18 protein-coding genes are annotated in these 25762 nt (G+C 54.0%); 9 read left to right on the forward strand and 9 right to left on the reverse strand.

All coding sequences use genetic code 11. The features are described from left to right. Positions 1-200: 200 nt before the first annotated feature. On the forward strand, positions 201-1316 hold the full coding sequence (gene dnaN / locus VIN76_RS08530) for a DNA polymerase III subunit beta (protein ID WP_332041413.1): 1116 nt from the start codon (positions 201-203) through the stop codon (positions 1314-1316). A 38-nt stretch (positions 1317-1354) separates the two neighbouring features. Here dnaN and VIN76_RS08535 read toward each other — a convergent pair whose 3' ends face one another. Beyond that, a complete protein-coding gene (locus tag VIN76_RS08535) occupies positions 1355-3097 on the reverse strand; it encodes a D-aminoacylase (RefSeq protein ID WP_332041414.1) in 1743 nt (580 codons plus the stop codon). A gap of 81 nt (positions 3098-3178) precedes the next feature. On the opposite strand from VIN76_RS08535, the gene VIN76_RS08540 reads away from it, so the two are divergent. After that, complete coding sequence (locus VIN76_RS08540) at positions 3179-4069, forward strand: alpha/beta hydrolase (protein WP_332041415.1); 891 nt, start codon at positions 3179-3181, stop codon at positions 4067-4069. Here VIN76_RS08540 and VIN76_RS08545 read toward each other — a convergent pair. Next, positions 4066-5373, reverse strand: coding sequence for an FAD-dependent oxidoreductase (locus VIN76_RS08545; protein WP_332041416.1), 1308 nt, complete (start codon positions 5371-5373; stop codon positions 4066-4068). The genes VIN76_RS08540 and VIN76_RS08545 overlap by 4 nt on opposite strands. A 326-nt stretch (positions 5374-5699) precedes the next feature. Between VIN76_RS08545 and VIN76_RS08550 the strand changes: the two genes are divergently transcribed. From VIN76_RS08550 to prfB, 3 genes are all read left to right on the forward strand, one after another. Beyond that, positions 5700-6467, forward strand: a complete 768-nt coding sequence (locus tag VIN76_RS08550; protein ID WP_332041417.1) for a CsgG/HfaB family protein — start codon at positions 5700-5702, stop codon at positions 6465-6467. Positions 6468-6613: 146 nt separating this feature from the next. Next, the gene (locus VIN76_RS08555; protein ID WP_332041418.1) at positions 6614-8635 is read left to right on the forward strand and encodes a GMC family oxidoreductase N-terminal domain-containing protein; all 2022 of its coding nucleotides are present in this window, start codon (positions 6614-6616) and stop codon (positions 8633-8635) included. 101 nt (positions 8636-8736) lie between these two features. After that, positions 8737-9864, forward strand: coding sequence for a peptide chain release factor 2 (gene prfB / locus VIN76_RS08560; RefSeq protein WP_332041419.1), 1128 nt, complete (start codon positions 8737-8739; stop codon positions 9862-9864). Positions 9865-9870: 6 nt separating this feature from the next. Here prfB and VIN76_RS08565 read toward each other — a convergent pair whose 3' ends face one another. Then, a complete protein-coding gene (locus VIN76_RS08565; RefSeq protein WP_332041420.1) occupies positions 9871-10758 on the reverse strand; it encodes a MipA/OmpV family protein in 888 nt (295 codons plus the stop codon). 191 nt (positions 10759-10949) lie between these two features. On the opposite strand from VIN76_RS08565, the gene VIN76_RS08570 reads away from it, so the two are divergent. Together VIN76_RS08570 and VIN76_RS08575 are read left to right on the forward strand one after the other, a co-directional pair. Further along, entirely contained in the window at positions 10950-11150 is a 201-nt protein-coding gene (locus VIN76_RS08570; protein WP_332041421.1) for a hypothetical protein, read from the forward strand. Further along, positions 11147-12676, forward strand: coding sequence for a phytoene desaturase (locus VIN76_RS08575; RefSeq protein ID WP_414696318.1), 1530 nt, complete (start codon positions 11147-11149; stop codon positions 12674-12676). The genes VIN76_RS08570 and VIN76_RS08575 overlap by 4 nt, the downstream gene beginning before the upstream one ends. 60 nt (positions 12677-12736) lie before the next feature. Here VIN76_RS08575 and VIN76_RS08580 read toward each other — a convergent pair whose 3' ends face one another. The 3 genes from VIN76_RS08580 to VIN76_RS08590 all read right to left on the reverse strand — a co-directional run bounded on the left by VIN76_RS08580 (position 12737) and on the right by VIN76_RS08590 (position 15422). Beyond that, entirely contained in the window at positions 12737-13531 is a 795-nt protein-coding gene (locus VIN76_RS08580) for a 3'(2'),5'-bisphosphate nucleotidase CysQ (protein WP_332041422.1), read from the reverse strand. Between the two features lie 47 nt (positions 13532-13578). Continuing rightward, positions 13579-14928, reverse strand: coding sequence for a TldD/PmbA family protein (locus VIN76_RS08585; protein ID WP_332041423.1), 1350 nt, complete (start codon positions 14926-14928; stop codon positions 13579-13581). Between the two features lie 98 nt (positions 14929-15026). Beyond that, on the reverse strand, positions 15027-15422 hold the full coding sequence (locus tag VIN76_RS08590; protein WP_332041424.1) for a hypothetical protein: 396 nt from the start codon (positions 15420-15422) through the stop codon (positions 15027-15029). Positions 15423-15711: 289 nt separating this feature from the next. Between VIN76_RS08590 and VIN76_RS08595 the strand changes: the two genes are divergently transcribed. Next, positions 15712-16482 carry a class I SAM-dependent methyltransferase gene (locus VIN76_RS08595; RefSeq protein ID WP_414696319.1) on the forward strand — a complete coding sequence of 257 codons (771 nt, stop codon included), beginning with the start codon at positions 15712-15714 and terminating at the stop codon, positions 16480-16482. A gap of 62 nt (positions 16483-16544) precedes the next feature. Here VIN76_RS08595 and lepA read toward each other — a convergent pair whose 3' ends face one another. From lepA to VIN76_RS08610, 3 genes are all read right to left on the reverse strand, one after another. Then, entirely contained in the window at positions 16545-18350 is a 1806-nt protein-coding gene (lepA, locus tag VIN76_RS08600) for a translation elongation factor 4 (RefSeq protein ID WP_332041425.1), read from the reverse strand. Positions 18351-18503: 153 nt separating this feature from the next. Then, positions 18504-21035 (reverse strand): PBP1A family penicillin-binding protein, encoded by a 2532-nt coding sequence (locus VIN76_RS08605; RefSeq protein ID WP_332041426.1) that lies wholly within the window; start codon positions 21033-21035, stop codon positions 18504-18506. A gap of 173 nt (positions 21036-21208) precedes the next feature. Next, positions 21209-22198, reverse strand: a complete 990-nt coding sequence (locus VIN76_RS08610; RefSeq protein WP_332041427.1) for an N-acetylmuramoyl-L-alanine amidase — start codon at positions 22196-22198, stop codon at positions 21209-21211. A 575-nt stretch (positions 22199-22773) separates the two neighbouring features. On the opposite strand from VIN76_RS08610, the gene VIN76_RS08615 reads away from it, so the two are divergent. Continuing rightward, a complete protein-coding gene (locus VIN76_RS08615; RefSeq protein WP_332041428.1) occupies positions 22774-25617 on the forward strand; it encodes an Rne/Rng family ribonuclease in 2844 nt (947 codons plus the stop codon). The last annotated feature ends 145 nt before the right edge of the window (positions 25618-25762 follow it).

Genomic DNA, 25762 nt, shown 5'->3' on the forward strand with positions numbered 1-25762 from the left:
CTGTGATGAATTGCTTTTAGCGGGTTTAACCGCATTATGGGTTTTTTCCACAGATTTTCACCGATAATGTTTCATCCTCTTTGCATCGGGCTTGCCCTATTGGTTGATATTGTTAATGAAGCGATGACTAACTGTGAACTGGACGGAGTCTTATGCCGGGCCTGAACATAGTGACGGGGACAGAAAATGAAGGATAGCATATGAAAGCGACAATTGAACGCGCGGCACTGCTGAAAAGCCTGGGGCATGTCCAGTCAGTGGTTGAGCGGCGTAACACTATCCCCATATTGTCGAACGTGTTGATCGAAGCCAGCGAAGGCGGAGTCATAAAATTAATGGCAACCGACCTTGACCTGCAAGTGGTCGAAACAGTCGAAGCTCAGGTGGAAACCCCCGGTTCGATTACGGTTTCCGCCCACACATTGTTCGATATTGCCCGCAAATTGCCCGAAGGTTCACAGGTTCAACTGGATGCTGCCGATGGCAAGATGAAGGTCAATGCGGGACGCGCTCGGTTCAATCTGCAAACACTGCCCCGCGATGATTTCCCGATCATTGCAGAGGGTGAACTGCCCACCAGTTTTGAATTGCCTGCGTCATCGCTGATCCAGATTATCGAGAAAACCAGATTCGCGATCTCCACTGAGGAAACGCGCTATTATCTCAACGGTATCTTCCTGCACGTTCAGGATGAAGATACGCCGGTGTTGAAAGCTGCAGCTACCGATGGCCACCGTCTGGCCCGTGTCACCCTGCCCCGTCCAGCAGGCGCGGAAGGCATGCCGGATGTTATCATCCCGCGCAAATGTATCAATGAACTGCACAAACTGCTCACGGAAAACAGTGAAGCTTCGGTTCAGGTCAACCTGTCCGCAAGCAAGATCCGCTTCACCCTTGGAACAGCGATCCTGACCAGCAAGCTGATTGACGGAACTTTCCCGGATTATACCCGCGTTATTCCGACCGGAAATGACAAGATCCTGAAAATTGATCCAAAAAGCTTTGCACAGGGCGTGGACCGCGTATCCACTATTGCTACCGAAAAAACCCGCGCCGTCAAAATGGCGCTGGGCGATGACAAGATCACCTTGTCCGTGACCTCACCCGAAAATGGCACAGCCGCAGAAGAGGTGCCTGGTTCCTATAAATCGGAAGCTTTCGAAATCGGGTTTAACTCTCGCTATTTGCTGGATATTCTCGGAGAGATCGAAGGCGACAATGTCGAACTCCACCTCGCGGATGCCAGCGCGCCGACATTGATCCGCGAGAATGACAAAAGCGCAGCGCTCTATGTACTGATGCCCATGCGGGTTTGACAGTTTCGGCCCTCTCCTTCCGGAGAGAGGCCGAACCTCTACTCAGCCGCTTGCATCATTTCCACTTGTTGTGGGCCACGGATCAGGACGCCGGGGCGTTTGTCTGTCACGACGCCGCCTTTGAACGTCACTTGCCCGGACTTGATCGTATAATCATAGCCATCGGCCTTTTGCAGCAAACGCTTACCGCCCGCAGGAAGGTCAAAGGCCAGCCACGGCTTGCCCAGTTTGATCCGGTCCATATCAATCACATTTACATCGGCAAGATAGCCGGGTTTCAACAATCCGCGATCATTCAAACCATATAGCCGCGCCGTGTCGTAGCATTGGCGCTTGATCGCATGTTCAAGGCTGATCGTGCCGCGATCACGGTTTTTCACCCAATATTCCAGCATGAAGGTCGGGCTCGCCGCATCGCAAATCGTGCCGCAATGCGCGCCGCCGTCAGACAGGCTGTTCACCGTGTCGTCTGCCTGTTGCAATTTTTCCAGAAAATCGAGATTACCGTCAATATAGTTGAGCAATGGCAAATAGACAAAGCCCTTGCCATCATCCGCCATTAACAGGTCATAGGCATATTCCGCCGGTGATTTACCCGCAGCCTGCGCGCGTGATGCTATGCTTTCATCGGCGCCCGGTTCGTAATTGAAATCCTCATCCATCTCGAACTGAGCCGCCCAGCCCTGTGTAACGATCATGAATACCGGGATCATATCGACAACATCAGGCTGCACACTCTCTTCGCTCAGCAGTTGCGCCTTGAATGCGGGATCTTTCAGCTTTGCATATTTCTCATCCCACGACAGATTTTCCATCGCCATCCAACTAGGGTGGCGGATGAACGGATGGACTGTGCCTTGCCACGCCATGACGATGCCGTTGCCGCGCAAGGCAATCTGGGCGACGATATTCGCGCCATTGTCATTTTGCGCGCGCATATTGGCTATTTGCTCGTCCAGAGATTGTTCCTTGGCAATGGATTGCAAGGCAGCAAAGGTTACGGGCATCCCTGTCTCGCGGCTAAGGTCACCCATCCAACCAAATTCATCCCATTCGCGGTTAAGGTCCGATGCCATTTCAAACACGCCGTAACCAACGCGGCCCATTGCACGGCCAATACCGATGAGCTCTTCCTTTGTAGCGGTCGTCCCCGGCACCAGCTCACCATCGACCGAGCGGTGCAGGATCGTCCGCGAAGTTGAAAAACCAAGCGCTCCGGCTTTCAAGCCATCTTCAACAATGTTCGACATCTGCTCAATATCGGCTTCGGTCGGCACCGCCCCGGGACGCTCCCGGTCGCCCAGCACATAAGCGCGCACGGCACCATGCGGGACATGGGTTGCGACATCCACGGTGCGCGGCATTTTTTCCAGCTCGTCCAGATATTCGGGAAAAGTCTCCCAATTCCAGGTCATCCCTTCGGCCAGCGCCGTGCCGGGAATATCCTCCACCCCTTCCATCAGGCCAATCAGCCAGTCATGGCGGTCAGGGCGTGCAGGTGCAAATCCGACTCCGCAATTGCCCATGACAACAGTTGTAATACCGTGCCAGCTTGACGGAGCCATTTCATCGTCCCAAGTCGCTTGGCCGTCGTAATGGGTGTGAATATCAACAAAACCGGGCGTAACGACCTTGCCGGTCGCGTCGATTTCTTCGCGCCCTTGTACCGTCACGGTTCCGACCAAAGAGATTCGGTCCCCATCTATCGCAACATCAGCAACAAAGGGCTCCCCGCCCGTGCCATCAACTACCGTTCCACCACGAATTACCAAATCATGCATCGACTCTCTCCATATTGTTTTTTTTGAAGCGTAACAGATTTAACTGGATGATTAAAGTCATCTTCTGTTATCGCATGACTTATGGATGATAATTCAACCTGGGAATCCGCTTTATCCAGCGGGATAACGATCAAACAGATCGAGGCCAATGGTCAGAGTTTTGAACTGGCCGAAGCGGGTTCTGGCGAAAAATTTGCGCTATGCCTTCACGGTTTTCCGGAATTGCATTTTTCTTGGCGGTTCCAGATTCCGTTGCTGGCCGAGCTTGGCTACAGGGTCTGGGCGCCCAATATGCGCGGTTATGGCGGATCGAGCAAACCAGCGGAGGTGCGCGACTATGCGCTAGATCATCTTTGCGCCGATGTCGCGGCGCTCATCGATGCCAGCGGTGCCAAAGAAATCACGTTGATCGCGCATGATTGGGGAGCCGTTGTCGCCTGGGCCTTTGCGATACAGAAAATCCGGCCGCTCAAGCGTCTTGTCATTATGAACGTGCCACATCCTATGGTGGCCAGACGAGAAATGCGCCACTGGCGGCAATTGCGCAGGAGCTGGTATATTTTCTTTTTCCAGCTTCCATGGCTACCCGAATTCCTGCTCTCTCGCGGTAATGGGAAAGCGATCAAACAGGCATTTTCCAACATGGCCTGCGATCAGAGCAATTTTCCGGACGAGGCTCTAGAAGTCTTTGCCAAGGCCGCTATGCGTCCAGGCTCACTCACGGCAATGATCAATTATTACCGCGCTTTGCTGCGCCACGGGGATAGTATCGACTTGGGTAACGGGAGTATCAATGCGCCCACACTGATGATCTGGGGAGAGGAAGACAGCGCTCTAAATATCAACTGCACGCAAGGAACGCAGCAATGGGTTCCCAATCTGGAACTGCATCGCCTACCCGGTGTTTCCCATTGGGTGCAACAGGAAGCGCCGGAAAAGGTGAACGCCATTTTGCGCGAGTGGCTGTCCTAGCTTTCCCGTACAGCGATCATTTCGGCCACATTAGTAAACTTCTCGCGCGGTGCACCGTCGCGCGCATTGGCGATTTCCGCTTCCTCGATCTTTTTCCAGTCGGCAAATGAAACAGCCTCCACACCGCGGCTTGCGAGTAGTCGGTTAAGCCCTGTGCGGCCCTCTTTATTCGCTCCTGCTGCGATGTCTTCTGCCACCGCCTCGATAATCGCAAAGCCGTCCGGTTTGTTCGTGCCGATGGTCCCGGTTGGTCCACGCCGTGCCCAGCCGACACAATAAAGCCCCGGCAATATCCGGCCTTCATCATTCGCAAACCGACCCCGGCCATGTTCATAGGGAACGCCTTCAATCGGCGGCGTGCGATAACCGATACAGCTAATCACCATCGAACAGTCCAACTCGTAATGTTCCCCTGTACCCACAGAGCGCATGTCCGCGTCGAGCTTTGTTTTTTCTACGACCAGTTTCTCGACCTTGCCATTGCCCTCTATCGCCACCGGCATAGCAAAAAAGTCGAAATTAATTTTGACCGGCTTGTCCGCAAGCTCAGCCTCGCGGGCCAGAAAGTCGCGCAGATGGGTAACGGATTTACGCATACCCGGTTCCAGCAGAGCATCCGCGCTTTCATCCGGAAAATCATGCGCTTCAACAACAGGCTGAGCGCGCTCTAGCTGTCCAAGTTCTCCCAACTCCTTGGGCGTCATTGCAATCTGGTGCGGGCCGCGCCGTCCAAGCAAGGTGATTGTCTCCACATTACTATGGCTCAACCAATCGAGCGCATGGGCAACAATATCGCTGCCCGCAAATTCCTTTTCCGTCTTTGCCAATATGCGTGCGACATCCAAAGCAACATTACCATTGCCGATGATTGCAACCGATTTTCCATCAAGCGGCAGGTCAAGATCCTTATAATCGGGATGCCCGTTATACCAACCGACAAATGCCGCGCTACCAATCACACCGGGCAGATCGCTACCTTCTATTTCTAGGGGCCGGTCATCGGGTGCGCCGGTTGCCAAGATCACGGCATCATAAAGATTTTGCAGTTCCGCTATGCTGACATCGTTCCCGACATTTACATTACCAGCAAAATGCACATTGTCGCCAAGCGCGGTTTTTTCATAGCGGCGGGATACGGCTTTGATTGATTGATGATCAGGGGCAACGCCGGTGCGAATCAAACCGAAAGGTACGGGCATTCGGTCGATAATATCAATCGTAACGCCATCGCCATATTTTTTCTGCGCCGCCTCGGCAGTATAATAGCCCGCTGGTCCCGATCCAATGATCGCAATATGCCGCATAGATATTCCTCTCTTCACTCCAGAACTTCACAGTTTCGGCCATGCTAACGGTATAATTCCAAAAGAAAAGAGTTACGGTCGACCGCTATCAGTTTGGCGGGCAGTTTGATAGGCGAACAGATGCTCAAATTGATGTGAGGCAAGATAATTAAATGTCGAAAACGTGCTATAGATCACATTAACGCTACCCTATTACGCTATTAACTTTTACAGCTTACGGATCGAACATGACTTTTTCTGGGTAGCAGACCGACTTATTAGCTGCCCAATATCATTCGATCCAAGTTCTTATGTTTGCAGTGTATTTTTGAAGTGGAGGCATTAAAATGTTAAAGAAAATTACTACCGCAATAGCCATATCATCTTTCGCTCTTTCGGGCGGAGCCGCTTTGGCTGCCGGAAAATCCAAGGGGCAACAGGCACAGGATCGTGGCGTAGCGCAAATCCCTGTTTGCTATAAAAAGCTTGGCACCATTGCCATTGTCGAACCGGAAAATCGCTGGTGGGTAAATTATGAACTGGGCTCCCCTGAAGCATTGATCAAAACATTTGTCGCGCGCTCTGGCTGTTTCGGTCTGGTTGATCGCGGCCAGGGACTTGCCAGTAGAGCTGTCGAACGGGCACTGGGCGATTCCGGTGAATTGCAGCGCGGGTCCAATATCGGTAAACGGCAGGTGAAAGCAGCAGACTATGTCATCGTTCCGGACATTATTTCCGCCAATAGCAATTCCGGTGGCGGCGGAGGACTGGGCGGGATCGCCAGTGCGCTGGGCGGTGGTGTTTTTGGCGGCATAGTTGGCGGTATCAAAGTCAACAAAAAAGAAGCCAACGTAACCCTCTCGCTCGTCAATGTACGCACCACCGAGATGGAGCGCATTACAGAAGGCTATTCACGTAAATCCGATGTGAAATTCGGCGGCGGTGCCGGCGGACTGTTTGGCGGCGTGCTGGCCGGCGCGGCTGGCGGTGGTTATACCAATACGCAGATTGGCCGAGTCATGGCCCTTGCCTATCTGGATGCCTATACGAAAATGGTGACTCAGCTCGGCGGCCTTCCCGAAGACCCCAGCGCCGCTGCACCATTAGCAGAGTAAAATCCTCTTGAATTAGGTCAAATCATCCCCGGCAGCTTAACGGCTTGCCGGGGATTTTTATTGGCGAGAGAGTGCCGTTAGCTCTCAACCTGTCGAAAAAAGCCCGACGACGCTTCTCGCATGATGCCGAATAATAGGAAGAGGTAATGCAGAAACCTTTCAACTCCTTGCAAGCGCGTATGTTAAAGGCGCTAACACAAGCACTGTTCCATGATACACCGATGGCGATCTCCCCCGATCAGGTGGTTGAGAATCTGCAAGAGCATTTTTCCAATATTGATGGCGACAAGCCAAAGGAAATCGGAATGGCACTATATGGCCTGTTCCTGATCCTGGGCGGCCCGTTCTTCCTTCTGGCATCCCCCAAAGTACGCCAGACGCTGATACGCCGCCGCCTGCAACATAGCCGCGTAGACCTTTTTCAGGATATTGCCCGCACAAAAGGCGTCATCCTTGCAGGCTATTACGGACATTGGGAACATGGTGATGAAGAAGCCAATTTTGATAATCCGATTTACCAGCGGCTAAGATATGACCTACCCGGCCAGCGCGACCGGTCAGCTCCGAACGAAGTGGCCGTGGAGCGGAAAACCGAACGCGACCTGACATCCGAAGTTTTTGTTGGTCATGGCGCAGTCCCGGAGGAAGTCGATGTCCTCGTCATCGGTTCCGGGGCCGGGGGAGCGGTCGCCGCCGCAGCGGTAGCGGATGAGGGGCACGGCGTCCTGATAGTGGAGGCGGGCCGTAATTACCCTTCTTCGCGCATCACCCATGAAGAAGCGCGCATGACGGCGCGCTTGTTTAAGGACGGAGCCTTGCAAACCACAAAGGACCGCGATGTCATCATATTTCAGGGCCGCGTGGTGGGCGGATCGACCGTCATCAACAATGGTATCTGTTTACGAATGAAGCAGGCTGGCCTTGTCCATCCGCAGGCAGAGGATGTCTATAAAACCTGGGCGGACCTTGGTGCACCAGTAAGCGAAGCGGAACTGAGCACCAGCTATGAAGCGGTGGAAAGCATGCTGGAAGTGTCCCAATTATCGGCACTAACGGGGCGTAACAATGGGCCGCATCTGCTGGAAGGCTGGAACAGATATGCTGCCAAATCTTCTGACCCGATGGACAAGCAAGCCGTCACCTCATGGTTCAGGAAAAATTATGGTCCCCAGACACCTGATTGCGAATGTGTCTATTGCGGCTATTGCAACACCGGCTGCCCCTATGGCCGCAAGAAAGCAATGCCGGAAAGCTTCCTCTCCCACGCCACCAGCGCGCAGCGTGACAAACCCGCCCGGATATTGGACCGCGCCGAAGTAAGGCGTATCGTCTGGAAAGAAAATGCAGATGGAACACGCATAGCCGAAGCAGTGGATGTCACATTGCGCGATGGCCGCAAACGTAGAATAGCCGTACGCAAAGGCGTAGTCGTCGCAGCAGGTGCACTGGCCTCAAGCAATTTGCTAATCAATAGCGGCTTTCCCAATAGCGGCAGCGGCATCTCTCTCAACATCGCTTGCCCCGTAGTCGCATTGATGCCCGAAGGCCACGAGGTGAATGCCTGGAATGAGGACCAGATGGCGACCTATGTTGATCGCGGCGATTATCTGATCGAAAGCCATTTTCAGCCGCCGATGAGCATGGCGACGCTGGTTCCCGGATGGTTTGACGAACATTTCCGCCGGATGCTGAACTATAACCGACTGGTTTCGGCGGGTGTTTTGTTCCCGGCAGACCGCCTGGGGAAAATGGAGGATGGCAAGCTGAAACTGAAAGTCGGTGAACCTGAGCTTGCCCTGCTCCGCCGCGCATTGGCTACGATGACCAAGGTTCATTTTCTGAACGGCGCGATAGAGGTCTATCCCGCCTTGTTAAAGGGCCAGACCTTGCTCAATATTATGAGTGATGCGGAGATCGACGAATTTTATGCCAATGCCATTACCGAACCGGATGATGTTGTCCTGTCCAGCTCGCACCCTCATGGCGGCAACGCGATCAACGTTGATCCGTCCAAAGGCGTGGTCGATCTGGACCAGCGCGTCCACGGCACCGCAAATATTTATGTCACTGACGCCAGCGTGATGCCAAGCTGTATCCGCGTTAATGCACAGCTAACCACCATGGCCATGGCGCACCGGGCAATGGCCGGGAAAAAACGGTTCGGGTGAAGCCGAGGCCGCCCCCTCATAACTCAGCTGCTAACATAGCCTGTTTACATCAGCGTCATATCGTCTAATCGAAGCGCCAAGCTATTATTGGAGATTTTGTAATGCGTGCGGAAGCTCAAACGCATGTGGACCGGATCAACGCAGCGCTCGACCTGCTAAGAACCTCACTCAACTGGGATGTTGCCTTACGGCGGCTGGATGAACTGAACGCGCGGGTGGAAGATCCAACTCTGTGGGATGACCAGGAGGCGGCACAGGCTGTAATGACTGAGCGGCGGCGGCTGGATGAATCGATCACTGCGGCCAGAGAAATCCAGCAAGAAATGAACGACGCCCTCGAATTTATCGAGATGGCAGAGGAAGAAGGCGATAATGCTCTTGCGGATGAGGGCGTCGCCACGCTGGCTCAACTTGCTGACCGCGCAGACCGTGACAAGGTGCAGGCATTGCTGTCGGGTGAAGCCGACAATCTGGATACCTATCTGGAAATTCACGCCGGCGCTGGCGGGACGGAAAGTCAGGACTGGGCCGAGATGCTGCTGCGTATGTATAAGCGCTGGGCAGAATCGCGCGGCTATAAAGTCTCTATGGTCGATTACCAAGCAGGAGATCAGGCCGGGATCAAATCCGCAACGCTCGAAATCAAGGGCGAGAATGCCTACGGCTTTGCCAAAACCGAAAGCGGCGTCCACCGGCTCGTGCGTATCTCCCCTTTTGATAGCGCCGCCAAACGCCATACCAGCTTTTCCAGTGTCTGGGTCTATCCGGTGATCGATGACAGTTTCGAAGTGGAGATTAACGAGGGCGACCTGAAAATCGACACCTACCGTGCCTCTGGTTCAGGGGGACAGCATGTCAACACAACCGACAGCGCTGTGCGTATCACTCACCAGCCAACCGGCATCGTCGTCGCCTCCCAAAACGACCGTAGCCAGCATAAAAACCGCGCCACCGCCATGGGCATGTTGAAAGCGCGGCTATATGAAGCCGAATTGCAGCGCCGCGAGGCAGAAGCCAGCGGTGAATATCAGGCCAAAACCGATATCGGATGGGGCCACCAGATCAGATCTTATGTGTTACAGCCATACCAGATGGTCAAAGACCTGCGCACAGGCGTGACTTCCAGCGCACCCTCCGATGTGCTGGACGGTGCGCTCGACCCCTTTATTGCTGCCGCATTGTCGCAGCGGGTGACGGGTGAAAAGGTCGATGTTGAGGATGTCGATTAAGTAGCTTTAAAACGTATATCCAAGACCGATAACGCCCGTAAACTGGTTTGAGCTGCCGCGAATCGAGGTGACTGGAGAACGCTTTGCATCTTCAAGCAATTTGGAATAGCTGCCTATAAGGGACAGGCTGAACCCACCATTCGCCGCATTGCCATCAAGATCAATACCAGCAAAAACGGATGCACCAACGCTTTTCCAGCCGCCATCTGCTGCAAAGACGGGAAGTCCGCTTGCCGCTGATCCTGCCGGGTCAATACTGTAATAATAGTCGGCAAAATCGTCATCCATATAATCAGCGTTGAGCGAAAAGCTGACCACAACTGCGCGGTTTATCGGCGTGAAATAAGTCAGCGATGGATTCATCACCATCCCGTTATGCGCGCCTGCAACGTCCCAGCGCATATCAAACTGAGCGGTTAATGAGTCATAGTCATGTAGTACCCGGTTCACCTGAATACCCGCGTTCCCGCCCAATTCGACGGCAATATCCAGTTTGCCGAGACTCTTTACAACATCGTCCTTAATCGAACTTTTTCGGTCAAAGCGGGCAACGGCGACCGGCCCAAGGATATAATCTATTTTTGCGTTTCTCTTGTCTGGAATCAGGTCCACCGCGAAACCGGGGCCGCGTGGCTGAAAATCAATGCCCGAGATGCTGCCAATAATTACTGGTAAAGGAGATATGTTATAATCATCGGATCCAGCGTAGCTGGGCCCGACCCTGACGCCTGCACCAATAGTCACATAGTCGCCTGCAAAGACATTTTCTGCAGCGGGCGGTCCCTGCTGAGGATCCTCGTTCTGTGCATAAGCGGTGGAGGAAAATAATAGCGCCGCACCAAAACTTATACAGCGAGCCGCCGTGCCGGATTTTGTCGATATTTTATGAACCATATCATGTTAATGCGGCAAACTTGTAAAGGATCCAAACAAATTGTTCATTCCTGCAAACTATATTTCTTTCCAGCCTTTCCGATTGCCGCCATGCCGGAACCCAGTCAGGAGGAACTTGTGAAAGTTTTTGCAAAAAAACTGCGCTTAAACACTGGTATGACTACATATTTTATCCCAAGGACTGCGCCAGGATGTATCAAAGGGCCAAAGCGGGATTGCCACATCGCACGCTGGAAAATACCCATATCAAGGACAAAAAATTGATTAAGCGTATCTATGCCTGTAGCAGTAACAGAATGGGCAGCATTTCCCTACTGGCCGGTTGTCCGCCGGTTCTTTTGGCAGAGGCGCTTCCCATCATATTCAAATATGGCTGGACGGAATTACGATGAGCGGAACAGCCAACAGCAAAAGCAACCAATATCAGCAAGCCGAGCTGTTCAAGAAAGCGGCTGTCATCGGTTCCGGCTTTGGCGGTCTTGCGCTCGCCATCCGTCTGCAATCGGCAGGTATCCAGACAACCGTTGTGGAAGGCCGCGACAAGCCAGGCGGGCAGGCCTATTATTGGGAAAAAGACGGGTTCATCTTTGACGCCGGACCGACGATCATTACCGATCCCGATTGCCTTGGCGAGCTTTGGGAGCTCACCGGTCACGACATGGCTGCGGATATCAAGTTGCTTCCCGTATCGCCCTTTTTCCGACTCAACTGGCCGGACGGTACGAATTTTGATTATGTCAACGATCCGGACGCGCTTTTAGCGGAGATTGCCAAAATTGAACCGAGCGATGTGGAAGGGTACAAACGCTTCCTGAAATATAGCGAAGGGCTGTATGAAGAAGGCTATGTCAAGCTTGGCACCGCGCCCTTTCTTGATTTCAAATCCATGGTTAGCGCTGCGCCAGCGCTTATGAAGTTTCAACCCTATCGCTCTGTTTATGCAATGGTTTCAACCTTTGTAAAGAATGAAAAACTGCGCCAGTTCCTGTCATTTCAATCCCTGCTCCTCGGCGGTAATCCCATGACAACCAGTGCCATTTACGCCCTTATCCACAAGTTGGAACGGGCTGGCGGGGTGTGGTTCCCGAAAGGCGGGACGAATATGCTTGTAGCCGCCATGGTAAAGCATTTTGAACGGCTCGGCGGCGTAATCCGTTTATCCGACCCTGTGACCAGCATCGACACGCTGGGCGACCGCGCCACTGGCATCACCTGCAAATCGGGGTGGAGTGAGGCATTTGATGCCGTTGCTTCCAACGCCGATGTCATGCACAGTTACCGCGATCTTCTGGCTCACAAGCATCGCAGCAGGAAAGCCACTGCAGCGCTAAAGAAAAAGAAATATTCACCCTCTCTTTTCATCGTCCACTTCGGACTAAAAGGCACATGGCCGGGGATTCCGCACCATATGATGCTGTTCGGTCCGCGCTATAAAGGGCTGTTAAAGGATATTTATGATACCGGCGTGCTACCGGGTGATAATTTGCTGTATTTACACCATCCGACAATCACCGACCCCGACATGGCGCCCCCGGGCGATAGCAGTTTTTATGTACTTGCCCCCGTACCGCATCAGGGAAAACTGCCGATTGACTGGAAAAAAATGGGGCCGGTTTACGAAAAACATATTCTCGACGAGATCGGCCATCGCCTGATTCCCGATATCCATGACCGTATCGTCACCAGCTTTCATTATACACCGCAGGATTTTGGCCGCGACCTTAATGCTTATCTGGGCAGCCCATTCAGTCAGGAGCCGCTACTCACGCAAAGCGCGTGGTTCCGGGTGCATAACCGCGATGATATTATCAGCAACCTCTATTTTGTCGGAGGGGGCACGCATCCGGGGGCCGGTATCCCCGGAGTTGTCAGCGGTGCCAAGGCGACAGCAGATCTGATGATTGAGGATTTGGGATGAACCCAATCCCGGCCCTCCTTCGGTGGGGAAGAGAGATTGGGCCGCTTGCAGATTAAACCGTCAATCCCGCGCCAGAACATCGGCTGCAATTTGTGACAGCCGCTCAACCGCAGCGTTGTGGATCTTTTTTGCAGAGCACAGCACGCCAAAGGCCTTCCCATGCTCGCTATTGTAGCGCAGTTCGTTGCCAAGCGCGTCAGTGACCTGAGCCCCCGCTTCGTTGGCGATCACATGCGCGGCGGCGATATCCCATTCATAGCCCCAGCGGATAGACGCGACCAGATCTGCCCGGTTATCCGCCACCATCGCCATACGCAGCGCAATGCTGTTGGGTTTTGCTACAGGGGAAAGGTCGATATCCGACGGCAGATCCGCGATGTCGAGCGGTATGCGCGAGCCGTCATAGCGGGCGCGGTTACTGGCGATTATCGCGCGGCCATTGACCTCGGCAAAGCTGCCCGCCTTGGCGATCCATGTTTCCCCCATTGCGGGCGCTTCCAAAATCCCGAACACCGGCACGCCCCGTTCCACCAGCGCAATCGAGATTGCCCAGCCGGTCTTGCCTTTGACAAAATCCTTGGTGCCGTCAATCGGATCGACGACCCAGAGCAAATCCTTGCCTTGTCGCCCGCTATCATCCGCCGTTTCTTCAGAAAGCCAGCCAGCCTCCGGAAGCAGTTTGTGCAGCCGCACTTTCAGCAGATCATCAATGGCGATATCGACGCTGCTGACAATATGGCCGGGTGTTTTTTCCCAGACATCTTGTGACAATACGCCAGCGGACCACCCCGCCATGGCAAGCTGTCCTGCCTCTTTGGCGATGGTTACAAGCTGGTTATAGTCAATTTCAACCATAGGTCCGCCCAAAATACGGCGGTGCGCCTATGCTATATGCTAAATGCTTAACCACCGGCCACGGTCATGCTATCGGTCCGCAATGTCGGGGCGTTGATGGCATAGCGATATTCCAGATCATCCGCAGCGATCAGGCTGGCGAACATGGCTTTCAGGTTCCCGGCAATGGTGATTTCCGAAACCGGCGCGCCAATTTCGCCATCAGTAATCAGGAAACCACCTGCGCCGCGGCTGTAATCACCCGTTACCGGGTTCACACCTTGCCCAATTAATTCAGTGATATAAACACCGTGTTTAATATCTTTGATTAGATCGGCCTTGCTAACCGATCCGGCGTTCATGTGAAGGTTGGTCACGCTGACTCCGGGCGCACCGCCCACCCCGCGAGAGGCATGTCCGGTTGGCTGCAATCCCAACTGACGCGCCGAAGCGCTTTCCATGATCCACTGCGTCAAGCGACCATTGTCGATCAATTTGGTCTTGGCCGTCGGCAATCCCTCTCCGTCAAAGATTTTCGAACGCAAGCCGCGCTTGCGGTGCGGGCAATCAATAATATTGATCGCGCTGTCGAAAACCTGCGTGTCCAGGGCGTCGAGCAGAAAACTTGTTTTCCGCGCAATCGCGCTGCCGGCAATCGCACCGATAAAATGGCCGAGCAGGGAATTGCTGATCCGTGGATCGAATATAACGGGCATCGCACCGGATTTGAAATCAACCGGATTCAACCGGGCGACTGCGCGTTCTCCCGCCTCTTTACCAATCGCTTCCGGCGTATCAAGGTCTGTAAAGTGCCGCTTGCTATCATAGGCATAGTCCCGCTCCATTGCGTTGCCCTGCCCAGCAATCACGCTTGCATGACACCCATAGCCGCTGGTGGAATAAGCGCCGGAAAAACCATGGCTGGTGGCCAGAGCAACAATCGAACGCCCCGCGCTGGCACCGCCGCCTTCGCTATTGGTAACACCTTCCACAGCCCGCGCAGCATCCTCCGCCTTCAATGCTATTTCCCGCAATATCGCCGGATCGGGATCAGCGCCATCATCGCCGTCAATCTTGATATCGGGCAGCGATTTCAGGATCAGCTCTTCGGGGGCAAGCCCGGCATATTGGTCTTCGGGTGCCTCGCGCGCCATATCCATGGCCCGCCCGACAAGTGCAGACAAAATCACCGGGTCCATGTCCGATGATGAAACAGTGGCCGACCGCTTGCCGACAAAGACCCGCAGGCCGATTTCCTCACCCTCGGACCTCTCCACATCCTCCAGATTGCCCAGCCGCATCTGCACCTGAGTTGAGGCGTCGCAGACATAAATCGCATCGGCGGCATCAGCGCCGGCTTTTTTAGCTTGGGAGATAAGGGCGTCGGCGCGGTCCTGCGCTTCTTCTGGCTTTAACATGAGCAGGACATAGATACGCCCGGCCTCAAGGTCAACGGCGCTATCGGCCTTTGACCGCCAAACAACCTGTTTTGAGGGCAGTTATTAACCCGGTTATATTAAAAGATCGCCCTGATAAGCAGGATCATACCAATGAAAACGAGCGGTATGCCCAGTGTCAATGTCCAGAGCGAAATCTGGTCCTTGCGAAAACGGGCTGCAAGACTGCGCTCCGACAGGCCAAAAGAATCCACATCGCGCCAGCGCTTTTCATATTTGCGGCAAACAGGAATGATGACACCGACCAGCAATACCAATCCGAAATAAGGCGCAATCGACATGCCTTTGGTTTCAATGAATTTAAGCACAAAGAAAATTTGCAGCATGGTATAAACAAGCAACGCAGCAGCGCTGTTGTTGCTCATTTTCTTATCCCAGCGCACAGTTCTCATAGGCAGGCGATCACCATTGGAACGGCCCTTTGTCACTGGCTCATGATGTGCGGATGCAGTCATTTTGATTCCTTCCAACTAACCCTCTCCGCGCCGTCAAATGTCCCCTTCGATCTGACGCTCTTAATACTATAAGCCTTTTTTTCCAAAAGCCAAATCACAATATTTCATTCCTAATATTTCATGGATACGGAAAATTCTTTCCAATCATTGCGGTCTTACGACGGGATGAAGCGCGGTATTAAATCATCAACTGCCTTTCCAGCTTAGGCACAGAGTCAGCGCTATAGAGCACACCCACAAAAATACCATTGCCCCCGTCCTTCTCCTCTCCTACTCCATATTCATGATCATGATCACGCCTCCCCGTTCCATTTTTTCCTTGATGGCAATCACGGCATTGGTGGCCACACTTCCCCTAGCCGGGTGCAAGAAGGTATCCGATGAGGATGCCGGGCGGGTGGAGACTGCACGGGCTTATCCGCCAGCATCGCGGCCTGTTGCGGAGTTGAGCGGTAACGAGTGGTCCACCGAAACTGTGCGTGATGACCGGCGTGAGGCAGAGGAGATCATGAAAGCGGCGATGCTGGAACCGGGCATGACGGTCGCCGATATTGGTGCAGGTGAAGGCTATTATACCGTGCGACTGGCCGAAAAAGTCGGTCCAAAGGGGCGCGTGCTGGCGCAGGATATCGACAAGGGTGCGATTGAGCGTCTGGCCGACAGGGTCGCGCGCGAATCGCTTGATAATGTCTCGATCAAACTTGGCGCTCCGGACGATCCGCGCCTGCCGGAAAACAGCTTTGACCGCATCTTCCTGGTGCATATGTATCACGAAGTGAGCGAGCCCTATGCTTTCCTCTCGCGGCTGCGCCCCGCGCTCCGCAAGGACGGAGACGATGACGGATATGATGGTGGGGAAGTCATCGTAGTCGATGTTGACCGCCCCTTTACAGAGCACGGGACGCCACCCAGGCAGCTATTTTGCGAATTCGAGGCAGTTGGCTATCAACTGACCGGTTTTATGCAGCGGCCTGAACTGGGCGGATATTTCGCCCGCTTTCGCCCCGCTGGCAGGGCTTTGCTTCCCGATGAAATAGAGCCTTGCGGTTTACTGGAATAATCGGTGAAAGGTGCTGTTTCTAAAAGCTGATCGCCTTATTTTCCTGTATCACAATGTGTTAACTAACTTTCATCACCCATTTTCAGAGCAGCGATAAACGCTTCCTGCGGAATGCTGACATTGCCATATTCGCGCATCTTGGCCTTGCCCTTTTTCTGTTTTTCGAGCAGCTTTTTCTTGCGGCTGATGTCACCGCCATAGCATTTCGCGGTCACGTCCTTACGCATCGCTGCAATTGTCTCGCGCGCAATCACTTTGCCGCCAATCGCCGCTTGCACGGGGATCTTGAACAGGTGACGCGGGATCAGGTCTTTCAGCCTTTCGCACATATGCCGACCACGCGCTTCAGCAGCGTCGCGGTGAACAATCATGCTGAGCGCATCGACCGGATCGCCGTTGACCATGATATTCATCTTGACCAGGTTACCGGAGCGCAGTCCCACCTGATGATAATCAAAGCTGGCATAACCGCGCGAAATACTTTTCAGCCGGTCATAGAAATCGAACACCACCTCGTTGAGAGGCAGTTCATAGACTATCTGCGCCCGTCCCCCGACATAGGTCAGGTCTTTCTGGATCCCGCGTCGATCCTGACAGAGTTTCAGGATACCGCCCAGATATTCATCGGGGCAATAAATGGTTGCCTCTATCCATGGTTCTTCAATGTCCGCAATCTTCACGATGTCCGGCATGTCGGCGGGGTTGTGTAGAAACTGTTCCGACCCGTCATTCATCACCATCCGGTAAACTACCGAAGGAGCGGTTGTAATCAGGTCCAGATCATATTCGCGGGTCAGCCGTTCCTGAATAATCTCCAGATGCAACAGGCCCAGAAAACCGCAACGGAAGCCCTGCCCCAATGCGGCACTGGTTTCCATTTCAAAGGTGAAGCTTGCGTCATTCAGGCGCAGTTTACTGATACTTTCCCGCAGCTTTTCAAAATCGGCAGCATCGACGGGGAACAGACCGCAGAAGACCACCGACTGCACTTCCTTGAAACCGGGCAAGGCCTCTGTCGCGCCGCCTTTGACCGTTGTGATCGTATCGCCGACGGCGGTTTGGGAAACTTCCTTGATCTGCGCGGTAATAAAGCCGATCTCTCCAGCTGCCAGTTCGGGCAGGATTTCGATCTTTGGCCGCATACAGCCAACACGGTCGACCAGATGTTCCGTGCCCTGCGCCATGAATTTGATCCGCTGCCCCTTGGACAGCACGCCGTCAATAACGCGGACAAGGATGACAACGCCCAGATAGGGGTCATACCAACTATCGACTAGCATCGCTTTCAACGGTGCATTGCGGTCACCGCCGGGGGCGGGTATCTTTTCGACAATCTGTTCCAGAATCTCCTCGATACCGATGCCGGATTTTGCCGAAGCCAGCACTGCTTCCGAAGCATCTATACCGATAATTTCCTCGATCTCGGTGCGAACACGTTCCGGGTCTGCGGCGGGTAAATCGACCTTGTTCAGGACCGGAATAATCTCGTGGTCATGCTCGATCGACTGATAAACATTTGCCAGCGTCTGCGCTTCCACGCCTTGCGCCGCATCCACCACTAGCAAGGCCCCCTCGCAGGCGGCAAGGCTGCGTGACACTTCATAGGCAAAATCGACATGGCCTGGCGTGTCCATCAGGCTCAATTCATAAGTCTCGCCATTTTTCGCTGTATAGTTGAGCCGAACAGTCTGCGCCTTGATCGTGATGCCGCGCTCGCGCTCAATATCCATGTTATCGAGCACCTGTTCGCTCATCTCGCGCTCGGTAAGACCGCCGGTATATTGGATCAGCCTGTCCGCCAGCGTCGATTTGCCGTGGTCAATATGTGCGATGATCGAAAAATTACGAATATGGGAGCGTTCAGTCATAGCGCGCCGATAGCAGGGGTTTTCCCCCCTGTCAGTAGGGAAACAGCAAAAGTGGCGCAGCTTGCCAAACAATATTGGCGGGGATGCGCTTTCTTTACCGGCCCGTCATGGAATGAACCATAGAACAGGCTATAAAGTCCACTGCGATGTAACCTAATAAATGCCGCCTTCTTCCTGAAGAAACTCGCTGTCACTTTGCGCCCCAGCCCCTGCATTCGCAGCGCGGTTACGGGCTGCGATCTTGGCGGCCTTCAACTGCGCCTTCATAGCTTCCAGACGGGCGAGCATATCCTCTTTACGGATTGAGCGTTTAGGTTCGGTTTCCGGCTTGAAGACATCCCAGATCACTGCCGCTCTTGGGTCATCGGATGGCCAGCCGCCGAAAACCCGCTTGCCGGTTTTGCGGTCCACTTTGACCATGCGGATACCGCGCGGAGCTACGAAAGGCGTTTTCGGCATGCCCTCCATCGCTTTCTGGGCAAATTCCTGAAAGATCGGGGCCGCCAATGAGCCGCCCTGAGCATAGCCACCCATATTGGCCGGTTGGTCAAAGCCCATATAGACCCCGGCAACCATATCCGGCGATCCGCCAATGAACCAGACATTGGTTGGGCCATTGGACGTTCCGGTTTTACCGAATAACGGACGCTCGAGGCTCCGGAGCCTTTGCGCTGTGCCGCGGGTGATGACCCCTTCCATGATATTGACCATCTGATAAGCCGTCATCGGGTCCATAAGCTGTTTTCCTGCAGGGCGCGGGCGCGGCATACGTCCGCCGTCCCAGTCAGGTTGGTTGCAATCCTCGCAAATCCGCTTGTCGGCTCGAAAAATCACCTTACCATGGCGGTCCTGCACATAATCAATAACGGTTGGCTTTAACTCGCGCCCATAGTTGACCAGCATTGAATATGCGTTGGTCAGCTTTTCCACTGTCGTGCTGCCCGCGCCGAGCGCATAGGAAAGATACGGTTCATATTCGCCAATGCCCATTGTCTTGATGGTTTTGACGACATTATCCATGCCTGCATCATTGGCCGCGCGCACCGTCATCAGGTTGCGGGATTGCTCGACCCCCCACCGCAATGTCTGCGGCCCGGCCCCTCTGGAATTGCCGAAATTACGAAAACATTTTTGCCCCAGAGAAGCGGATTGATAGACACAAAACGGACTATCCGTGATGATCGTCGCAGGGGTCATCCCCTGATCAAGCGCGGTAGCATAGACGAATGGCTTGATCGTGGAACCCGGCTGCCGCGATGCCTGTGTGGCACGATTGAACGAACTCATACGGTCATCAAACCCGCCCTGCATGGCCCATATCCGGCCATTATGCGGATTCTGCACAACCATTCCGCCGGAAACTTTGGGCACATTGCGAAGCACGTAATTGCTGCCGCCTTCCGGGCTGACGGCAATGATGTCACCGGCTTTCAACTTATCCGGCGCATTGCCAATAGTGCCTGTCCTGCCATCGGAAAAACCGATTTCAGCGCCACCGCCCTGACGCTTTAGAGTCACAGCAATCTGCCAGTCGGAATAGTCGGTGTCTATATTGGTCGAAGCCAGTCTCTGCGTCCAGTTTCCGTCTATCTCTATAGTGTTGATCGGCCCGCTCCAGCTTTTACCGCGACTATAGCGCAGCAAGCCGTTCCGCAGTGCATCTTTCGTATATTCCTGCAATTGCGGATTGAGAGAGGTGCGGACCCACAAACCACCGGCATAGACACTGTTCGTCCCGTCCTCATCCGTTTCGCCAAATTGGTCGATCAACTGGCGCCGTACTTCTTCGATAAAATAACCACCAACCCGTTCATAGCGTTCCCCGCGAGAGGTGATGGCCCCCAAAGGCTGTGCGACGGCATGGTCATGCTGTTCCTTTGTGATCCAGTCATTGCTCAGCATTCCGCCCAGAACCCAGTTGCGTCTGGAAATGGCGCGTTCTTCATTCTGTTCCGGGCGATAATTGGCCGGTCCCTTAGGCAGAATCGCCAGATAGGCCATTTCATGGAGGGCCAGTTCGTCGACATCCTTGCCAAAATAGGCCTGCGCCGCAGCCTGAACACCATAAGCATTTCGGCCAAGGAAAATCTGATTGAGATAAAGCTCTAGAATTTCCTCTTTGGTCAGCACTTCCTCAATCCGATAGGCGAGTATCGCCTCGCGGACTTTACGGCGATAGGAAAGCTCGTTCGATAGCATCAGGTTTTTTGCGACCTGCTGGGTAATGGTAGAGGCACCCACCGGGCGACCGCCGCGGGTAAGGTTGGTGACAATTGCTGTCGCGATGCCGGGATAATCCAGCCCACCATGTTGAAAAAAGGTCCGGTCTTCCGCAGCCAGATAGGCGCGTATCAATGTTGTCGGAAAATCGGAATAAGCCAGTTGCACCCGTCTTTCGCGGGCATAGCTGTGTACAGGCTCACCATCATAAGCACGCACTATAGTCGGCAAAGGCGGATCATATTGTTCCAGCATTTTCGCATCGGGCAAATCGCGTGCGAACAGTAGCCAGATCAACAGCCAGCCAATCAGGCATAGTGCAGCAAAGGCGATAAGCAGGCGAAACCACCATTTTTGCCACAATGTTTCCAGCCCACGTAGAAAATTGCCGCTTTTGCGTTCCAGCTTGTAAGCAAGACTTTCCGTGGCCTCGGTGCCATCTGTATCGGGGGTATCATTGACCATATCCTGCGCTATCTAGCACCATCGGAGCCATTATCCAGATAATATCGACGAAAAAATTGCATTGTGGCGCCGCAAAATGGCAACCGTCTTCCGCGCACAAGCCGGAAATCATTAAGATGCCTGTTAAAATCCCTACCCTCCCCAGGATGGAGATTAGGGCACATATCAAACGGTTATTCCCGCGCCGCCTTACGGGCGAAATGAGCCTCGATAGCGTTGGCGATTCCGGTGGCGACCTTGATCTGTCCTTCACTCGATGCCAGTATCGCGACGTCATCCTTGTTCGTCATATAACCGCTTTCAAACAGGACAGAGGCTGTGTCCGGCGCTTTCAAGACCACAAGCGACGCGAAGCGGTGCGGGTTGTCGCGGAATTTGATCAACCGCTCACCTTCGCGGACCAACAGTTTAGCAAAGTCAGCGGACTCTTTCATCGTCTCACGCTGGGTCAGGTCAATCAATATCGAAGATACATCGCGGTTGGCCTCGCCCAAATTCACGCCGTTTATGATATCGCCGCGGTTTTCTCGCGCTGCCAGCTTGGCCGCTTCCCTGTCCGAAGCGACTTCCGAGAGGGTATAGACGCTGGCGCCGGACGCCAACGGGTTGCCCGCAGCATCGGCATGAATGGATATGAACAGATCAGCACCCAACCGTCGGGCAATACCGTATCTTTCTTCTAGCAAGAGATATTTATCCGTATCGCGCGTCAAGGCAACGCGAACCCGTCCTCCGGCAAGCAACTGTTCCCGAACCGCTTTGGCAACCGCCAGCACAACCGTCTTCTCATATTGGCCGCCATGCGGCGAAACCGTGCCCGGATCATGCCCCCCGTGCCCGGCATCAATAACGACCAGAGGCAGGTTCCTGTCCCTTGGACCGGCAATCCTGGGCAAAGCAACCGTAGGCTGAGGCTTACCGAGCGGCATTTTGACGCTGTAGGATTTTTTCGGCGGCGCGGCGCGGAATTGAGCTGTCTGTAGTATAGACGACGGAGCGAACCAGCCAAGGACAGCCGCATGTGCAGGATAGTGAGGAGTTAAAGCCAATGAACAGAGCACCGGAAACACTGCAAAATGAGCAGCACGAAACCGGCCAAAAGGCAAATATACCTTATGCAGCCGCGCCTTGATGCCGGTCCGGATAAAATTTTTTTCGGCCATATATGTTTGGCGATACCCCCTGTGGAACAGCCCTAAAACAAGATTAATGCTCCATAAAGGATATAATTATAATCGCGCGCAATATGAGGAAGTTAATTGGGAAATACCCGGTTTCTGGCCAGTTTTCGGCAATCCAGCTACCGGCACTATGCTTGGGGCATAATCGCGGGTGAAATAGTAAGCCGGTCATACGATAGTTTATATTGCCGATTTGCAATTGCGGTGCTAGCACTCCATCTGTGTCATTAGAAACTAATTTACAAAGACACGAGCGAAGCGGGGCATCAGTCCCGCACTTACAGGTTGACGCGACATGAGGCATGACATCTCCGGTTCCGGAACTCTTCCAAAGGGAAGTGCTTCTATGGACGGAAAGACCCTGGCTACCGGCCCGGGCCATGCATTTGTTGCAGACACATTTTTTTCAGAGACATTTGAATCTAACCGGATGACGCCGCGCGCCCCGGATCGATGGAGAAGCATCGGATTGGCCGCGCGCAAGAAGACGTCATCCCTTTTATATCGCATGGTCCCGCCGGACAAGTTTCCGACGCACCATGTCAGGAGTATATTGAATGAGCACGCGCATGTTAATCGACGCGCGCCACCAGGAAGAAACCCGGGTGGCCGTCGTAAAAGGGAACAAAATTGAGGAGTTTGACTTTGAATCCTCGGATCACAAACAGCTAAAAGGCAATATTTATCTAGCAAAAGTAACGCGAGTGGAACCCTCGCTACAGGCTGCGTTTGTTGATTATGGCGGCAACCGCCACGGATTTCTGGCATTTAGCGAAATCCACCCCGACTATTACCAGATCCCGCAGGAAGATCGCGAACGTCTGCTTGCCGAAGAAGCCGAACATGCCGCCGAAGAGGCTGCATTGCGCGCACAGGAAGAAGAGGAAGACGACACACCATCCGATATGGTGCGTAGCGAAGCCACCGAAGAGCTGGACACCGCTTTGGTCGAGGTCGAGAAAGACGAAAGCGTCGATACGATCGACGTCACAGAGGGTAAAATCCCCGATGATGACGATGATAGCGATGATTCAGATAGCGACGACAGCGATGATGACGATGATGAAGAATCGACCGGGGACGATAATGAAGCGGGCAATGGCCGCCGCAATAACCGGGGTCGCGGCAAAGGCCGCAATCGCGGGCGTTCGGGTGACAATGAAGGCCGCGGCAATGTAGCCAAAGCCAGTGACCAGGCGCGTCAGAAGCGCATGGCCCTTCGCAAACGCTACAAGATCCAGGATGTTATCCAGCGCCGTCAGGTTGTTCTGGTGCAGGTTGTCAAGGAAGAGCGCGGCAATAAAGGCGCAGCCCTCACCACCTATCTCAGTCTTGCGGGTCGTTATTGCGTACTGATGCCTAACACGTCGCATGGCGGCGGGATCAGCCGTAAAATCAACAATGCGGGCGACCGGAAACGGTTGAAATCCATTATTGCGGACCTGAACCTGCCCAATAGCATGGGCTGCATCGTACGGACCGCTGGTCTTTCGCGCACAAAACCGGAAATCAAGCGCGACTTTGATTATCTCGCCCGGCTATGGGACGAAGTGCGGGAGAAAACATTGGGCGCAGTGGCCCCTGCCCTGATCCACAGCGACAGCGATCTTATCAAACGCGCGATTCGCGACATCTATAACCGCGAGATCGAAGAAGTTCTGGTCGAGGGTGCAGAAGGTTATGCAGCGGCCAAAAACTTTATGAAATTGCTAATGCCCAGCCACAGCAGGCGGGTGAAAAGCTATGCCGATCCGGTATCCCTGTTCCAGCGTTACGGCGTAGAGGACCAGCTTTCTGCCATGTATCAGCCGGAGGTCCAGTTGAAATCCGGCGGCTATCTGGTCATCAATCCGACTGAGGCGCTAGTCTCTATCGACATTAACTCTGGCCGGTCCACACGAGAGCATGGTATCGAAGCCACTGCGGTTAAAACCAATCTGGAAGCCGCAGCGGAAATTGCCCGTCAATTGCGCCTGCGCGATATGGCCGGTCTGGTGGTGATCGACTTTATCGACATGGACCGCCACTCGAATGTCCGCAAGGTCGAACGGGCCATGCGCGATGCGTTGAAAAATGACCGCGCACGAATTCAGGTCGGACGGATATCAAGCTTTGGCTTGTTGGAAATGAGCCGCCAGCGTCTGCGTACCGGCGTTCTGGAAGCATCCACCAAAGTGTGCCCGCATTGTGAAGGCACCGGCCTTGTCCGCACGGCATCTTCGGCTGCGCTATCTGCCCTGCGCCTGATTGAGGAAGAGGCAGCCAAGGGTAAAGCCAGCCAGATCACACTTACCACCAGCCAGGAAGCGACTATTTACGTCCTGAACAGCAAGCGGCATGAAATCGGCGAGATCGAGCAGCGTTACGGCGTTACGGTCGAGATCACTCCGGATGGAGAGATTGAAGGCGCGCGGATGGAGGTCAAAGGATCAGGTAGCCCGCCGAAAAACGCCCCGAAGTTTGAGCCTATTATAGACGTGGACGACGAGGAAGAAGACACTGCATCCGATGTCGCTGCGCAGGAAACCGGCAGCGAAGAAAACGCCCCGCGCAAACGGCGCGGACGGCGTGGACGTCGCGGCGGTCGACGTGATCGTAATGGTAGCGAAACCGCTTCCAACAATGAGAACGGCGATAACGACAATGCCACAGAACAAGCCTCTGAACCATCAGAAGCAGAAACTGCAGAACAAAGCAGCGATAGCGGCGACAAGCCAAGGTCACGCCGTTCCCGCGGTGGACGCAATCGCAAGCCATCTGACGGTGCAGTAGCGGCGGCAGAGGGTTCGGAAACCGATAGTGCGAAAGCAAAGGCACCAGTAGAAGCTGGTACGGACGAAGCTGCTGAATCGGCAGAAAAGCCGAAACGGGCTCGCCGGTCGCGATCGAAGAAAACCGACGCTTCGGAGGCTGCAACAGAAGCCACACCGAACGCAGAGGAAGCCCCGGTACCTGAGGCCGAAGAAAAGCCCAAACGCCGCCGTGCACCGCGTAAGTCCAAAGCGGTTGCAAAAAGCCCTGAAGCTGCTCAGGCTCCTGAGACCGAAGAAGCTACAACGGCTCCGACAGAAAGCGGCGGTGATGCCACTACTGAGGAACCGGCTGCTAAACCCGCTGTTAAACGGGCAAGCCGGTCGCGAGCGAAAAAAGCCGATGTCGATGGCGCGGAAACTACCGATAAACCGGCTGCTAAACCTGCAGCCAGAAGGACTGCGGCCAAAAAACCAGCCGTGAAGGCGTCAGAAGAAAGCGCACCGAAGGAAACCGCCCCTGCTGAAAACGAGACTTCAGAAAGCGTCTCTTCAGAAAGCGTTCCTTCTGAAAGTACTTCTGAAAAAACGGCGAAATCAGAAAAATCTGACCCGCCCCGTGCCGGTTGGTGGCAACGGACATTCGGCTAAGCAGAAGATATGGTGCCCCTCTCCATTCGGGAGCGGGGCACATCTTCTGTTGTCAACGGGTCCCATTATCCGTTAGATTGCCGACAGTATATTTCATCGCAGGTTAAGCCTGGCCGCCCCAGTATAGACACCAAACAGGAAGATA

It is taken from the genome of Parasphingorhabdus sp. (assembly GCF_036568145.1).
Lineage (GTDB): Bacteria > Pseudomonadota > Alphaproteobacteria > Sphingomonadales > Sphingomonadaceae > Parasphingorhabdus.

What these genes read in the sequence shown, in the direction of transcription:
- dnaN (WP_332041413.1), top strand. Translation starts at nt 201, where the DNA reads ATGAAAGCGACAATTGAACGCGCGGCACTGCTGAAAAGCCTGGGGCAT.
- VIN76_RS08535 (WP_332041414.1), bottom strand. Translation starts at nt 3,097, where the DNA reads ATGCATGATTTGGTAATTCGTGGTGGAACGGTAGTTGATGGCACGGGC.
- VIN76_RS08540 (WP_332041415.1), top strand. Translation starts at nt 3,179, where the DNA reads ATGGATGATAATTCAACCTGGGAATCCGCTTTATCCAGCGGGATAACG.
- VIN76_RS08545 (WP_332041416.1), bottom strand. Translation starts at nt 5,373, where the DNA reads ATGCGGCATATTGCGATCATTGGATCGGGACCAGCGGGCTATTATACT.
- VIN76_RS08550 (WP_332041417.1), top strand. Translation starts at nt 5,700, where the DNA reads ATGTTAAAGAAAATTACTACCGCAATAGCCATATCATCTTTCGCTCTT.
- VIN76_RS08555 (WP_332041418.1), top strand. Translation starts at nt 6,614, where the DNA reads ATGCAGAAACCTTTCAACTCCTTGCAAGCGCGTATGTTAAAGGCGCTA.
- prfB (WP_332041419.1), top strand. Translation starts at nt 8,737, where the DNA reads ATGCGTGCGGAAGCTCAAACGCATGTGGACCGGATCAACGCAGCGCTC.
- VIN76_RS08565 (WP_332041420.1), bottom strand. Translation starts at nt 10,758, where the DNA reads ATGGTTCATAAAATATCGACAAAATCCGGCACGGCGGCTCGCTGTATA.
- VIN76_RS08570 (WP_332041421.1), top strand. Translation starts at nt 10,950, where the DNA reads ATGTATCAAAGGGCCAAAGCGGGATTGCCACATCGCACGCTGGAAAAT.
- VIN76_RS08575 (WP_414696318.1), top strand. Translation starts at nt 11,147, where the DNA reads ATGAGCGGAACAGCCAACAGCAAAAGCAACCAATATCAGCAAGCCGAG.
- VIN76_RS08580 (WP_332041422.1), bottom strand. Translation starts at nt 13,531, where the DNA reads ATGGTTGAAATTGACTATAACCAGCTTGTAACCATCGCCAAAGAGGCA.
- VIN76_RS08585 (WP_332041423.1), bottom strand. Translation starts at nt 14,928, where the DNA reads ATGTTAAAGCCAGAAGAAGCGCAGGACCGCGCCGACGCCCTTATCTCC.
- VIN76_RS08590 (WP_332041424.1), bottom strand. Translation starts at nt 15,422, where the DNA reads ATGACTGCATCCGCACATCATGAGCCAGTGACAAAGGGCCGTTCCAAT.
- VIN76_RS08595 (WP_414696319.1), top strand. Translation starts at nt 15,712, where the DNA reads ATGATCACGCCTCCCCGTTCCATTTTTTCCTTGATGGCAATCACGGCA.
- lepA (WP_332041425.1), bottom strand. Translation starts at nt 18,350, where the DNA reads ATGACTGAACGCTCCCATATTCGTAATTTTTCGATCATCGCACATATT.
- VIN76_RS08605 (WP_332041426.1), bottom strand. Translation starts at nt 21,035, where the DNA reads ATGGTCAATGATACCCCCGATACAGATGGCACCGAGGCCACGGAAAGT.
- VIN76_RS08610 (WP_332041427.1), bottom strand. Translation starts at nt 22,198, where the DNA reads ATGGCCGAAAAAAATTTTATCCGGACCGGCATCAAGGCGCGGCTGCAT.
- VIN76_RS08615 (WP_332041428.1), top strand. Translation starts at nt 22,774, where the DNA reads ATGAGCACGCGCATGTTAATCGACGCGCGCCACCAGGAAGAAACCCGG.